Raw genomic sequence first — 14,124 nt, forward strand, 5'->3', positions numbered from 1 at the left:
GTGTTTTGCTAGTAAGGGGAAAACTAGTTTTGTCGATATCGGTATAAGACTTAAAAAAATATTGTAGGGGGTAATTCTTGATGCTCTGGTAAAAAATTATTCTGGTTTGTAGTCTTCATCGATGATCAAGACTGGTTTGATAACTTTACCGCTGTTTGAATCGGCATTTGCTTGGTTGATCTGATCCAAGCTGTAAAATTCTTCAAGAGTATCGAATGGGAATTTTCCGGCTTGCCAAAATTCGATCAATTGAGGAATTGATTTTTGTGGAACAGCATCACCCATCAAGACACCGATGACGGATTTTTGATAAGAAGTTAGATCAGCAAAGGGATGCTCGATCTTGAATTCGTGACGAGTTACCGCTACGGGGGCAAATTTTCCACCTGATGTTAATGACTCGAAGGCTTGGGTCATAACTGGTGAAATACCTGTTGTGTCAATTGCGTAGTCGACACCACCGTTAGTGATCTCTTTGATTTTTTTGACAGGATCTTCTTCTTTACTATTAATGATGTGAGTTGCACCGATTTTCTTGGCTGTTTCCAGACGGTGGCCAACGACATCGACACAGATCAAGGTGTTACAACCAGTGATCTTGGCTGCCATCAAAGCTCCCAGACCAACGGCGCCTGTACCAAAGATTACGATAGCACTACCGACTTTTGGTTGAAGAGCATTGAAGACAGTGCCTGAACCAGTTACGAAACCACATCCGAGAGGTCCAACTTTTCTAAGATCAATGTCATCGCCGACGACGGTAACATTCCGGTCATCAACGATCGTTTCTGTGGCGAAAGATGATTGGTTGAAGAAATTGTGGACTTCAGTGCCGTCATCGCGGGAAAAAGGTGTTTTTCCTTCGGCATTGAAGCCTTCCATGTTCAACTTATTCCAGTTGAAACAGGCTGCTGGACGTCCGTCAAGACAGTTTTTACAGTATCCGTCGTAGTCATAACATAAGATGACGTGATCTCCCGGTTTACAAGAACGAACGGCGGAACCAACTTCCTCGACGATACCGGCACCTTCGTGACCAACTACTCCAGGGTAAGGGTAGTCGCCACCTTGACCATTTCTAACTGCTTCGTCAGTGTGACAAATTCCACTGGCTACAATGTGGACCTTAACTTCATGGGGTGACAAAGTTGATGCTAAATTCAAAGTTTCTAGTTCAAAATCACCATTTAATTGGTTGAGAACGGCTGCTTTAATTTGGTTCGACATAACAAATTCATCTCCATTTAAGTATTTGGTAAACGCTTACAATTTGAGTATAGAACTGGTTTCACAATATGTCTAGTGGGTTTCACAATTTTCTATATTGTGGAATCGGTTGCAGTTGTGGTGATTTGATTGCATTTGTTATAGATTGTGAAATTTATTTTAAAGCATTGTGAAGTCGTTTTGGCTGATGTTGTTGAGTTTGTTTTCTTGATATTGATGTGTTGATGGTCAAGTTTTTGTTGGTTGTGATGTTTTTGGCTTTGTTGGGTAATTTTTTTGTTTGTGGGATTGTGGGGGTAGTTTGGTTTGTGGTTCACTGCCGGTTCCGGGGTGGGGCGCTATATGGGACTGGAACGCTGCGGACCCACTTTGAACCAATCGAGCATAGACCGCTCGCTTGTTTCAAAGCTGGGTCTTTCACTAAGCGGTAAACCGCTAAGTGAAATTTCGCGGCTGAGCCCATATAGCGCCCCGCCCCTCCACCTCGATAGTGCAACATATCCTCCTTTTTTTGGTCGGGACCGATCTTTTTTGTACAAGTTGGCACTTTTTGCTCGTCCTGGCTTTTGCGGTCTATCTCAGTTTCTATGATTGTTGGTAAAATCTAAACCTAAACCCAAACCTGAATGCGAAATATGATGGGGAGTTGATTGCTTTTCTGTTTTTGTGCTTTATTATTTCTTCTTATTGCGTTTGATTAGATATTATTGGTTTTTTCTAGTATGCTTTTAGTAATATTTTTTATTAAGTGAGGGATTTTTTTATGGCTTATCCACAATTAGATTTAGAAAACGCTTCTGGTAGTAAGGTTACTTTGAAGACTAACCATGGCGATATTGCTATTCAACTTTTTGATGATTTGGCTCCTAAGACTGTTAAGAATTTTGTTGAATTGGCTGAGAAGGGTTATTACGACGGGGTTATTTTCCATCGTGTTATTCCTGATTTTATGATTCAAGGTGGCGATCCTACTGGTACTGGTGCTGGTGGTGAGAGTATTTATGGTGGCTCATTTGAAGATGAATTTTCTGATGAGTTGTTTAATTTGACTGGTGCTTTGTCTATGGCCAATGCTGGTCCTAATACTAATGGCAGTCAGTTCTTTATTGTTTCTAATGAGAATATGCCTAAGCGTATGATCAAGGATATGGCTAGTGCTGGTTATCCTGAGGAGATTATTGCTGCTTATAAGAATGGTGGTACTCCTTGGCTTGATCATCGTCATTCTGTGTTTGGCCAGGTTGTTTCCGGGATGGATGTTGTTCAGGAGATTAGCCGGGTTAAGCGTGATGGCGGTGATAAGCCTGTTGATGATGTTGTGATTGAGAGTGTTTTAGTTGAGAAGTAGTTTTTTTGCCTTCAGCGATTTTTTGCTGGAGGTTTTTTGTTTGATGGGGATTGTGGGGGTAGTTTGTTTGGTGGTTCACTGCCGGTTCCGGGGCGGGGCGCTATATGGGACTGGAACGCTGCGGACCCACTTTGAACCAATCGAGCATAAACCGCTCGCTTGTTTCAAAGCTGGGTCTTTCACTAAGCGGTGAACCGCTAAGTGAAATTTCGCGGCTGAGCCCATATAGCGCCCCGCCCCTCCACCTCGATAGTGCAACTATCTCCTCTTTTTTTTTGAATGGGACCGATTTATTTTGTTCAAATTGGCTGTTTTTGATCGTCCTATTTTTTTCGGTCTATCTCAATTTTTATCTTTGTTGGTAAAGTCAAAACCAAAACCAAAAAAACCCCTCTGCCTTTTTCGGTAGGGGGATTCATTTTTACTGTCTTAGTATTTTCTCCATTTTTTTGCCTTTGGCTACTTCGTCCACTAGTTTGTCCATGTAGCGGATTTTTTGCATTAAGGGGTCTTCTATTTCTTGTACTTTTACTCCGCAGATTACGCCGGTTATTTTTTCGGCGTTGGGGTTTATTTTTGGGGCGTTTTCGAAGAATTGTTGCATGGTGGATTTGTTGTTTATTTGTTCTTCTAGTTGGTCATTGCTGTAGCCTGTTAGCCATTGGATCACTTGGTTTACTTCTTCTTTGGTGTGGTCCTTTCTTTCTGCTTTTTGGATGTACATTGGGTAGATTTTGCTGAAGGTCATTTGGAAGATTTTTTCGTTTGCCATTTTTTTGCCTCCTCGATTTTCTTTGATTATAACAAATGTATTGATGATATTTGATTGGTTGTGGTCATGATTGATTATCGTTTTATTATTTTTTGATATATAAGCTTTTATTTTTGAATGTCATGAAGATAGCAGTACACTTTACTCGTTAAATTAAGCGGAAAAAGGTGATTGTTTTGGGAATTTTGTTAGCGTTGATCCCGGCTGTTGGTTATGGTATTCAGCCTCTTTTAGCTTCTAAGATCGGTGGGAGTCCTTCTAATCAGATTTTTGGGACTGGATTTGGTGCTGCCATTGTTGGAGTGGTTTTGTGGATGATCTATGGGACAGCTTCTGGTAGCGATTTTGCTTGGGCATTTTTGGCCAGTGCTCTTTGGGCTTTGGCTCAAGCGGGGCAGTATGTGGCTTTTACCAAGATCGGTGTTACTAAGACGATGCCTATTTCTACTGGGTTGCAAGTCGTTGGTACTTCTTTGATCGGTATCGTGGCATTTGGCGAGTGGTCAGGTGCTACGGCATTGACGATTGGAGCTTTGGCAATTGCCTTGGTCGTTTTAGGTGTCGCCATGACAGCGGTCACTGATAAAAAGTCGAATGGATCTACTTCCTCGGTTGGCGCTGGTTTGGCGGTTTTGTTGCCAACTACGATCGGTTATTGGGCTTATAGTGCTTTGCCTAAAGCTCTAGATTCAGTTTCTGGGACTCATTTGCTGTTCCCAGAAATGCTGGGTATTTTTGCGGGAGCTATTTTGTATAACTTGTTCACGACTCATGGAAAGAGCTTTGCGCAATCTGCTAGTTGGAAAAACGGTATTATTGGTCTAGTGTTTGGTATTTCGTCACTAGCTTATATTTTTGCAGCTAAAAGTGCTGGGGTTGCTACTTCATTTGTCATTACGCAAATGAACGTAGTAGTTTCTACACTCGGTGGTCTATTTATTTTACATGAGACTAAGACTCCACGAGAATTGCGTTTTACCTTGTCAGGACTATTATTGATCGTGATCGGTAGTGTCGCCACGGCATTCTTATAATCAAAAAATTGACCTTGATCAAATACATAGATAGCGAATTATTTTTTTGATAATAAATGTTATCATTATAAGTATCTAGGAGGGGTTAATTATGGTCGTATGGACACATTTAATTACGTGGATCGTTATGACGATCACTGTTTTGTTGGCACTTTTGACTAATTCCCATAATAAAGTTTATGAGATGATCACTCGTTTAGGTTATATTGTGATCATCGTGACTGGTGTATTACTGTTCAGTCATGCTTGGGAAACTGAGCCATCGCTTTTGATCGTGAAAGTTATTCTGGCATTATTGCTGATTGCCTTCATCGAAATCGCGTTTGCTCGTAAAAATACAGGAAGACTGACTACACGGGCTGTTTGGTCTGTGGTTATCTTTCTAGTTGTCGTTGCAATTGTTGGATTCGGACTTGCTGGTTGGTTTCCATTTGTTGCACGGTAAAAAAATAGCGCTTTGCCTTTTGGCATTGCGCCGTTTTTTTTTTGAGTTGTTTTTGTTGTTTTGTGGGGTCGTGTTTGGTTTGTCGCCAAACTTCGATTGCTTTGTTTCCAAACTTGTATAGATTGGTTACCAAACTTCTATTTGTTTGTTACCAAACGTTGCCCGTTTTATAGCGGAAACGCGTTCCGGCACACAGCGGCCTCCGGTTAACACAGGTGGTCGCGGTACGGCTTCGCCGCACCTTTGTGCGACCACCCGCGTTAATCCTCAGCAGCTACCCGTGTGTCTCCACGCTCTCTATTTTTCTGTTACAAAGTATTCATTAACAAACTGATTCCCAGAGATTCTATAGTAAGCTCCATCCTGGTCGTTTAAGAAGGCTATGCGATCGTATGCCCAGTCTGTGCCGCCGGGTAGGTTGGCTATTTGGTTGGTGTTGTTGTTTACTATTGGGCTGATGGCTCTTCTTCCTGTTAGTACTCCAGTTTTGTTTTCGTAGCGGTATACTTGCGAGGCTTTTACCCACTCGTTGGTTGATACACGGTAATAAGATTCGTTGGCGTATTCTTTTAGTCCGTCGGATTTCCAGTCGGTGAATTGGCCTAGCATCCGGTTGCCGATGGTTGGTTGATCGGTTTTTGGATCGAAGGCGTACAATTCTGCGTACTTATCCTTGGTAGCTACGAAGCCTTTAAAGCTTTCTGATGAAAGGTCGGGGACAACTAAGGCTGCTCCTACGTCTTTGGTGTATGTTACGAATTCAGCACAGATTATCCCTGACTGGGTCACTAATGCTTTGACAGTTTTTTTATCAGCGGTGTAACCGCGCTTTTCTGGTACCTTGATGGTCAAGATCTGGCGCACTGGACCCTCTTGGTCGCGTACTATCTGTGGACCGAGGTTGGTGTGGATGATTACGTCATTTCTAACGTAGAGGTCATCGTAGTTGACCTCCTGATCCAAAACGGTTGCTGCTTGGACATTTCCCACATTAAAGCTCGGTGCGATCAGACTCCCTAAGACGCACGCTGATAAAAATATTCCCTTGGTTTTCATGCTTCACTACTTTGATATTGCCCGACTTCATGCAGTTCGGGTGATAAAAGTATAGCAACACCAAAATGAGTTCACACTAATTATTTAGCCGATATATTCAAAAACAATTTTTTTCAAAAAAATACATTGGGCGGAAATATTTTTCATTATTGACCGATTGTGGGCAAATAATGCTGCAATGCATAAGCTACGCCATCCTCTTCATTACTTTTAGTTATATATTTGGCGATTTCCAAAACTTCTGGTAATGAGTTTTTCATGGCAACGGGGTAGTCGACCATTCTCATCATTGGCAAGTCATTCAAGCCGTCACCAAATGCCATTAATTCGTTGGGTTCTAGTTTTTCCTCGTTCATGACATACTGGATCCCTTTAGATTTGATGGCTTTTTCGCTGGTGATCTCTAAATAAGTATCACTGGATTGTTGGATGGCAACGCCGGAAAAATCTTGGTCGAGTAAATATTGTTTGAGTGCTTGCATGGTTTTAGGTTCGAAGGTGATGATCATGATCTTGAACAGTTCGTGGCTCGGATCACTGTAAAACTCTTTTGCTGTAGTGATCTGGGGCAAGAGACTAGTGTATTTTTTCTCGAGTAAGATTCCCGAATCGATTCGCTGCGAGTACCAATTGTGGAGTGTGTACCAACTGAGACTGACATCGGGGAATTTGTTGAGAATGATGTCAATGATCTCTTGGCCAATATTTTTTTCGATCGTGTCTTGATGCAATATCTTGAGTTGGTCAGAATTTTTGTTGAAGATCAGGCCACCGTTGAAACTGATCTGGGGCGTACTGATGCCGAGTTTGTCCATGGCGTCGACCATTTCGATCGGCGCACGGGCAGAAACTAAAGTCACTGGAATGTTGTATTCCTTAATGACTTGGGCGTTGTGGTCACTGACGTCACCGAGGTCGTTTAAAATTGTTCCGTCCATGTCGGAAAAAATATGTTTGATCATGTTGTTCCCCCCTCATTATGTATATAAGTAAAAGATAAGCTAAACTATCAAAAAGTTCAAAAGTTATTATTAACGAATTAATTGTTACGTTTTTTGACAATTAAATTGATCCAAATCATGTGCGAAAAAGGCTAGATTATGTTACTTAGACTAGGATTTACGCCCCATTCGATGACATTTGTCGATTAAGTCGAGGATTATTTTTTGAAGTTAACTAATTATTTTTACTTGAATTGACCTAAAGCCCGTTTCAAGGGCTATTTTTTTATCTTATTTAGTCTAAATTTTGAATTTACACTACCATGATTATTAAAAGGGTGTTAGACTTATTAGAAAATATTTAATTCAATAAGAATGGGGTGCAAATATGGAAGATAATTTTTTGAAGACGTTCCATGCTAATGGGAAAGCTTATTCCTACTATGATATTGCTGGGTACTTGGCTAGTCATCAGCAGCGAGTGTCTCAAATGCCGTATTCGATTCGAGTCTTATTAGAATTAACTTTACGTCACAGTGACGCGAAACCGATGATCAAGCAATTTTTGAGCTCGTTCGTTGATTGGGACGATAAGCACGACGAGGATGTGGCTTATAAACCGGAACGGGTCATCCTACAAGATTTCACCGGTGTTCCAGCATTGGTCGACCTCGCTGCCATGCGTGACGAAGTTAAGAAACGTGGGGGAGATCCCGAGATCATAAATCCGGACGTACCCGTGCATTTGGTCATTGACCACTCGGTCCAAGTTGATATGGCCGCAAATGATCAAGCCTTTGATTTCAATGTTAAACAAGAATTCAAACGAAATCATGAGCGCTATACCTTTTTGAAGTGGGCCCAAAATAGTTTTGATAATTTAACGATCATTCCACCAGATACTGGGATCATTCACCAAGTCAATTTGGAGTATTTGTCAGAAGTCATCCGCAAGCAAAAAACCGACGGTCAAACGGTAGCTTTTCCAGATACTTTAGTTGGAACTGATTCGCATACGACAATGATCAATGCCCTCGGTGTTCTCGGTTGGGGCGTTGGTGGTATCGAAGCCGAAGCTAGCATGCTGGGAGAAGAATCTTATTTCCCAATGCCTAATGTTGTCGGGGTCAAGTTGACTGGTAAATTGCCAGATACTGCTACAGCGACTGATTTAGCCTTGACGATCACTAATTTATTGAGAAAACACAACGTCGTCGGCAAATTCGTCGAGTTTTACGGTCCAGGTTTAAAAAATCTGCCTTTGGCAAATCGGGCAACTATCGCCAATATGGCACCTGAATACGGTGCTACTTGTGGCTTTTTCCCGATCGATGATCAAACGTTAGCTTATATGAAATTGACTGACCGTAGTGCTGAACAGATCGAGTTCGTTAAACAATATGCCAAAGCTAATAACTTTTTCTATGACGAAACTGAAGATGCAAATCGTCACTATTCTGAAGACGAGCAGCTCGACTTAGGCACAGTCCAAAGCAGTTTGGCTGGTCCTAAGCGTCCTCAAGATCTGATCTATTTGAAGGATATGCCAAGTCATTTCCGTCAATATGACCAATTGCCAGACTTTCCAGTTGAAGTCGAACAAACTGACTTCAAGCTCCGTCCAGGAGACCTTGGGATCGCAGCGATTACTAGTTGTACCAACACTTCCAATCCGGAAGTGTTGATCGCAGCCGGGTTGTTGGCGCAAAAAGCCGTCGAGAAGGGTCTGACAGTTCCTAAGTACGTCAAGACTTCCTTTGCACCGGGATCCAGGGTAGTAACGAAATACTTAGAGATCTCAGATCTGCAAAAATACTTAGACCAATTAGGTTTTAACATCGTTGGTTATGGCTGTACGACTTGTATCGGTAATTCCGGTAAGTTGAAGGAAAACTTGCAGTCAAAACTAGCTGAACAAGATTATCCGATTGCGGCCATCGAAAGTGGGAACCGAAACTTTGAAGGTCGGGTCAATCCGTTGACTAAGGATACTTTCTTAGCTTCTCCACCACTAGTTGTCGCCTACGCTTTGGCAGGAACGGTCGATATCGATATTACGAAAGATCCACTCGGGACTGACAAGAACGGACAACCAGTTTACTTCCGTGATTTATGGCCTGATGTTAACGAAGTTAGTGCGGTTATCCACAAATATTTGAGTCCACAATTGTTCTCGACTAATTACGCCAATATTTTTGATCAAAATAAAACTTGGAATGAACTGAAGGCTTCCAAGTCGACGACTTATCCTTGGGATGAAAAATCGACTTACATCGCCGATCCACCTTTGTTTGAAAATAAAACACAAAGCGACTTGCAAAATATGCGGGTCTTAGCCAAATTAGGAGATTCCATCACGACTGACCACATTTCTCCTGCCGGATTTATCGGTAAAACTTCACCAGCTGGTAAATACTTATTAGCTCACGGAGTTAGCCAACTAGATTTCAACTCTTACGGATCTCGTCGGGGTAACCACGAAGTCATGATGCGGGGAACTTTAGGCAATGTTCGTTTACAAAATGAATTGACTCCCGATAAACGTGGTGGTTTCACGAAGTCATGGTTGACCGGTGAGGAAACAACTATTTATGAAGCAGCGATGGATTATAAGAAACACCAAATCGACACAGTGATCTTAGCGGGTAAAGATTACGGGATGGGTTCATCTCGTGACTGGGCTGCTAAAGGCGTCCAACTTCTAGGTGTCAAAGCAGTTATTGCCGAAAGTTTTGAACGGATCCACCGCTCGAACTTAGTTATGATGGGTGTCTTGCCATTGCAATATCAAGCAGGGGATTCCGCTGAAAAATTAGGTTTGACTGGGGATGAATCCTTCAGTATCAAAGTCGATGGCAAAGTTGCTCACGTTACGGCAGTCGACGATGACCACCAAGTCCAATTCGACGTTAAAGTCAGATTTGACGCACCAATCGACGAACAATATTACGATGCCCACGGAATCTTACCAATGGTCATCGCTAACAAACTCGAAAAATAAACAACGTAAGGAGGTTTTAATATGGATCATCCAAAAGGATTAGCAGGGATCGTAGTTGATGAAACGCATATCAGCTCGACCAAAAATGAACGCTTAACTTATGCAGGTTATTCTGTCCAGGAAATGGCAGAAGCCCATGCTACTTTTGAGGAAGTCGTTTTTTTGCTTTGGCACGACCGACTTCCTAGTAAATCAGAACTAGACGCATTTAGAAAAGACTTGGTAAGTAAAATGGTCTTGCCAGCCGAAACTATCAGACTATTGTTGTACATCGCTAAGGAGCCCCAGCACCCGATGAGTATCTTGCGGACAACGACTTCATTGCTTGGTACGACTAACGACGTCGACCACGATGAACCACCCAAGATCTTAGCAAAAATGTTGACGGCTATCGCTGCCATTATTCGGATCCGTGACGATGAACCTTTCCTTGAAGTTGATCCAGACCTCGGCGTTGCCGATAACTTTTTGTACATGATGACTGGCAAAAAGCCGGATGCAAAATTGTCGCAAATGTTCAACACCGTCATGATTTTGCATGCTGATCACGAGTTCAATGCATCGACCTTTACGGCACGTGTCGTAGCTTCGACTTTTTCCGATTACTATTCTTGTTTGACTGCAGCCGTTTGTGCTTTGAAGGGACCACTACACGGTGGTGCCAACGAACGAGTTTTTGAAATGCTGACAGAGATCGTCGAACGAAAAGAAGATCCGATCGACTACGTTAAATCAGAAGTGGCCAGAGGTCGCAAGATCATGGGCTTTGGCCACCGGATCTATAAACATGGCGACCCAAGAGCATATATTTTAAAGGGTATCGCCGAGGACTTAGCTGAAAAAACTGATAATATGTACTTGTATCAGATCCAAGCTACTTTAGCCGACTACATGTTGGAAACAACCGGTCTCCATCCCAACGTTGACTACTACACAGCCTTGATCTATCACTGCTTAGGACTAGATAAGAAGACTTTTACTTTAGTCTTTGCAGCTTGTCGAACGTCTGGCTGGCTAGCTCACGTCATGGAACAGCGGCGTGAAAAAACTTTGATCCGTCCGAATTCGGTCTACGTTGGACCAACCGACCGTAGTTATGCTAAAGACACGGCAGTCAAGGAGGTACACTAGTGACAGCTGAAAAAATCACCATGCAAGATCAACAATTGAAGACTCCAAATGAACCGATCATTCCGTTCATCGCTGGAGATGGGATCGGTCCAGAAATTTGGGACGCAGCTAGAGCTGTTTTTGATGAGGCGGTCGAGAAGGCTTACAAAGGTAAGAAAAAAGTTGCTTGGAAGCCACTATTAGCCGGCGAGACAGCTTTTAAGCAAACAGGAGAATGGTTACCAGAAGAAACCGTTAAAGCCTTACAAGACAATTTAGTGGCGATCAAGGGACCATTAACGACTCCGATCGGTCACGGCCATCGCTCGATCAACGTTACTTTACGTCAAAAACTCGATTTGTACGCATGCTTCAGACCGGTCAAATATTACGAAGGTTCGCCTTCGCCGGTCAAAGAACCGCAAAACGTCGATATCGATGTTTTTCGAGAAAATACTGAAGATATTTATGCTGGTATCGATATCGAATCGGGGAGTAAGGAAGCCGACCAGTTGCAACAACTATTAAAAGAAAACGGTCAATTAGAAAAAGTTCGTTTCCCAGAAACTTCCAATTACGCCATCAAGCCGATCTCAGAACAAGGCTCCAAACGGATCGTTCACGCCGCCATTGACTATGCTTTCAAGCACAACTTGAGTCATGTGACCTTAGTGCATAAGGGCAATATCATGAAAAAAACCGAAGGCAGCTTTAAAAAATGGGGTTACGAAGAAGCAGAAAAATACGGTGAGCGCGTCTTTACGATGAACACGTACGCTGACATCAAGGCAGAAAAAGGCCAAGAAGCAGCCGATTCAGCTTTGACCGCTGCCGAATATGCCGGCCGACTGATCATCAACGATGTCATCACCGACAACTTCTTCCAACAATCGCTTTTGCATCCAGAAAACTTCGACGTAGTCGTAACGATGAACTTGAACGGTGACTACATTTCCGATGCTCTAGCTGCTCAAGTGGGTGGCATCGGGATCTCACCTGGTGGCAACATCAACTTTGAAACTGGCCAAGCTATTTTTGAAGCGACTCACGGAACGGCGCCACAATTTGCCGGACAAAATAAATTGAATCCAACCTCGATCATCTTATCAGGAGCAATGATGTTTGATTACATCGGTTGGCACGAGGCCGCCAAGTTGATCCAGGACGCCATTGCCGTCGCCATTCGAGGCAAACACGTGACCTTGGACTTCGCTAAACAACTACCAGGCTCAGAACTATTGAGCACGAGTGAATATGGCAACTTCATCGCCAAAACGATTGATTTTTCATAGCAAATAAAAAAGTAGACAGCTTAGAAAATTAAGTTGTCTACTTTTTTAACGTATTTAATTTTTCGATTCATTTTGTAGTTTAGAGTGTTTCAATCCATATACTAGATAAACGATAGCACCGATGACCAACCAAATGACCACGGTGATCTTGGAAAGCTTCGGTAACATCAACAAGAAGTACAAGCTGGCTAATCCAGCCAGAACTGGCAATACGGGATACCAGGGCATCTTGTACCCGTCATTAGGGATGTCTTTTCGACGACGCAAGGGGATGATGCCAAAGGAGATGAAGATGAAGGCTAACAAAGTTCCAGCATTGATCAAAGAAGTGAGCTCAGTCAAAGGAACTAAGCCAGCAAAGAAAGCTTGCACGACCGTAGCCATGTAGATGGCGTTTTTAGGAACGGAATACTTCGCATCGACCTCACCCATTTTTTTAGGCAAGAGGCCGTCACGTCCTAAAGCGTATACGAGTCGCGAACCACCGAAGAACAACGTCAACAAGGCGGTAAAGATACCAACTAAGGCACCAAGGGTGATCAATTTATTCCAGAAGTTCAAGTGGATTACTTTCAAAGCGTAAGCAGCCGGATCATCAACGTTAAGGTCCTTATAGTTAACGACACCAGTCAAGACGAGTGAAAAGGCAACATACAAGACGATAGCGATAAAGACGGTTCCCAAAATACCTTTGGCGACATCTTTTTTCGGATTGATCGTTTCAGCCGAATTAGAAGCTAAAGCGTCAAATCCAATAAAGGCAAAGAAAACAGTGGCAGCAGAAGTAGAAAGCCCACCGAGTCCAAAAGGTGAAGAGTGGAACTCAGCCGGATAAAACGGCACGTAATTTTTAGTATTAACATAAAAAGCGCCAACGATAATAAACAGAACAATGATCGTGACCTTAATAATAACCGCCACATTTTCGACCCGCTTCGACAAACTAGTACCGTGAGCAATAACGTAGGCAATGACAAACACGATCAAAACAGCCGTAAGATTGATCCCGCCACCTTCCATCGGACCAGCCGACAAAAACTTCGGCAAATGGATCCCAAAGGCGCCCAAAATATTGTTATTAAAGTAAGAAGCAAATCCCACCGACTGAGCAGAAACCGACAAGAAATACTCCAAAATCAAAGACCACCCCAGGATCCAACCGATACCTTCACCATAAATAACAGATCCAAAAGAATAAGCCGACCCAGCAACAGGCATAGCCGAAGAAAACTCAGCATAAGCCATCCCAACAGTACCAGCAACAATGCCAGACATCAAAAAAGCAATAGCCACAGCAGGTCCAGCATGCATAGCAGCCTCATGACCAGGCAAAATAAAAATACCAGTACCAATAATAGCCCCAATACCCAGAGCCAACAAATCCTTAGCCGTCAAACTCTTAGTAAGACGAGAATCAACCTCTAAAAAATTAGCAACAGACTGTTTCTTAAAAAAATCACCCAAAACAAAGCTTCCCCTCTAAAACAAAATGGAAAATCAAAAACAAAAGAAATGAAAATGGAAAAATTATTAATTGGTAAAAATGATACTCCTAAAAAAATCAAAAAAAAGAGTAATTCTAATAAAAAAAGATAAATTCTAATAAATGAAAGAAAAAGTTAAGAAAATCAAGCAAATAGCAATAACTGTAAAACATTGGAATGAGAAGGGGTGAAGAAAAGGTGGGGAGAACAAGAAACCAAAATGAAAGTGAGTCAAATAAATAAACAAAAGTAGAAAATTATTAAAATGGCGAATTTTATAATCAAGTTAGCCACCTTAAGAAAATCTGAATAAAAAAACACCAAGACGGAAAAATCAGTTATCATTGGAGTTCCGACACTAACAATGAAAGAGGTTTTTCGTCTTGATGCATCAACAGAATACCATAATTCGCA

11 protein-coding genes are annotated in these 14,124 nt (G+C 42.3%); 6 read left to right on the forward strand and 5 right to left on the reverse strand.

The window, feature by feature from the left end:
* Positions 1–96 precede the first annotated feature (96 nt).
* Positions 97–1,227 (reverse strand): NAD(P)-dependent alcohol dehydrogenase, encoded by a 1,131-nt coding sequence (locus EKM69_RS08770; protein ID WP_125710245.1) that lies wholly within the window; start codon positions 1,225–1,227, stop codon positions 97–99.
* 763 nt (positions 1,228–1,990) lie between these two features.
* On the opposite strand from EKM69_RS08770, the gene EKM69_RS08775 reads away from it, so the two are divergent.
* Positions 1,991–2,575, forward strand: a complete 585-nt coding sequence (locus EKM69_RS08775; protein WP_125710247.1) for a peptidylprolyl isomerase — start codon at positions 1,991–1,993, stop codon at positions 2,573–2,575.
* Between the two features lie 421 nt (positions 2,576–2,996).
* Here the strand turns inward: EKM69_RS08775 and EKM69_RS08780 are convergent, their stop codons facing one another.
* The gene (locus EKM69_RS08780; RefSeq protein ID WP_125710249.1) at positions 2,997–3,347 is read right to left on the reverse strand and encodes a DUF2200 domain-containing protein; all 351 of its coding nucleotides are present in this window, start codon (positions 3,345–3,347) and stop codon (positions 2,997–2,999) included.
* A gap of 176 nt (positions 3,348–3,523) precedes the next feature.
* On the opposite strand from EKM69_RS08780, the gene EKM69_RS08785 reads away from it, so the two are divergent.
* Positions 3,524–4,381 (forward strand): GRP family sugar transporter, encoded by an 858-nt coding sequence (locus EKM69_RS08785; protein ID WP_125710251.1) that lies wholly within the window; start codon positions 3,524–3,526, stop codon positions 4,379–4,381.
* Between the two features lie 91 nt (positions 4,382–4,472).
* Positions 4,473–4,826 carry a YisL family protein gene (locus tag EKM69_RS08790; RefSeq protein WP_225423873.1) on the forward strand — a complete coding sequence of 118 codons (354 nt, stop codon included), beginning with the start codon at positions 4,473–4,475 and terminating at the stop codon, positions 4,824–4,826.
* Between the two features lie 297 nt (positions 4,827–5,123).
* On the opposite strand, the gene EKM69_RS08795 is transcribed toward EKM69_RS08790, so the two are convergent.
* A complete protein-coding gene (locus EKM69_RS08795) occupies positions 5,124–5,882 on the reverse strand; it encodes a hypothetical protein (protein WP_125710255.1) in 759 nt (252 codons plus the stop codon).
* Positions 5,883–6,028: 146 nt separating this feature from the next.
* Positions 6,029–6,844: an HAD family hydrolase gene (locus EKM69_RS08800; RefSeq protein WP_125710258.1), complete on the reverse strand. Its 816-nt coding sequence runs from the start codon at positions 6,842–6,844 to the stop codon at positions 6,029–6,031.
* Positions 6,845–7,211: 367 nt separating this feature from the next.
* Here EKM69_RS08800 and acnA point away from each other — a divergent pair, with 367 nt between their 5' ends.
* Genes acnA through icd form a run of 3 tightly spaced genes read left to right on the forward strand, consistent with a single transcriptional unit; the run spans position 7,212 to position 12,226 of the window.
* Positions 7,212–9,824 (forward strand): aconitate hydratase AcnA, encoded by a 2,613-nt coding sequence (acnA, locus tag EKM69_RS08805; RefSeq protein WP_125710260.1) that lies wholly within the window; start codon positions 7,212–7,214, stop codon positions 9,822–9,824.
* Between the two features lie 21 nt (positions 9,825–9,845).
* The gene (locus EKM69_RS08810; protein WP_125710262.1) at positions 9,846–10,955 is read left to right on the forward strand and encodes a citrate/2-methylcitrate synthase; all 1,110 of its coding nucleotides are present in this window, start codon (positions 9,846–9,848) and stop codon (positions 10,953–10,955) included.
* Positions 10,955–12,226, forward strand: a complete 1,272-nt coding sequence (icd, locus tag EKM69_RS08815) for an NADP-dependent isocitrate dehydrogenase (protein WP_125710264.1) — start codon at positions 10,955–10,957, stop codon at positions 12,224–12,226. The genes EKM69_RS08810 and icd overlap by 1 nt, the downstream gene beginning before the upstream one ends.
* Before the next feature lie 54 nt (positions 12,227–12,280).
* On the opposite strand, the gene EKM69_RS08820 is transcribed toward icd, so the two are convergent.
* Positions 12,281–13,690: an APC family permease gene (locus EKM69_RS08820; protein ID WP_125710266.1), complete on the reverse strand. Its 1,410-nt coding sequence runs from the start codon at positions 13,688–13,690 to the stop codon at positions 12,281–12,283.
* Positions 13,691–14,124: the final 434 nt, after the last annotated feature.

The organism is Companilactobacillus zhongbaensis (assembly GCF_003946515.1).
Lineage (GTDB): Bacteria > Bacillota > Bacilli > Lactobacillales > Lactobacillaceae > Companilactobacillus > Companilactobacillus zhongbaensis.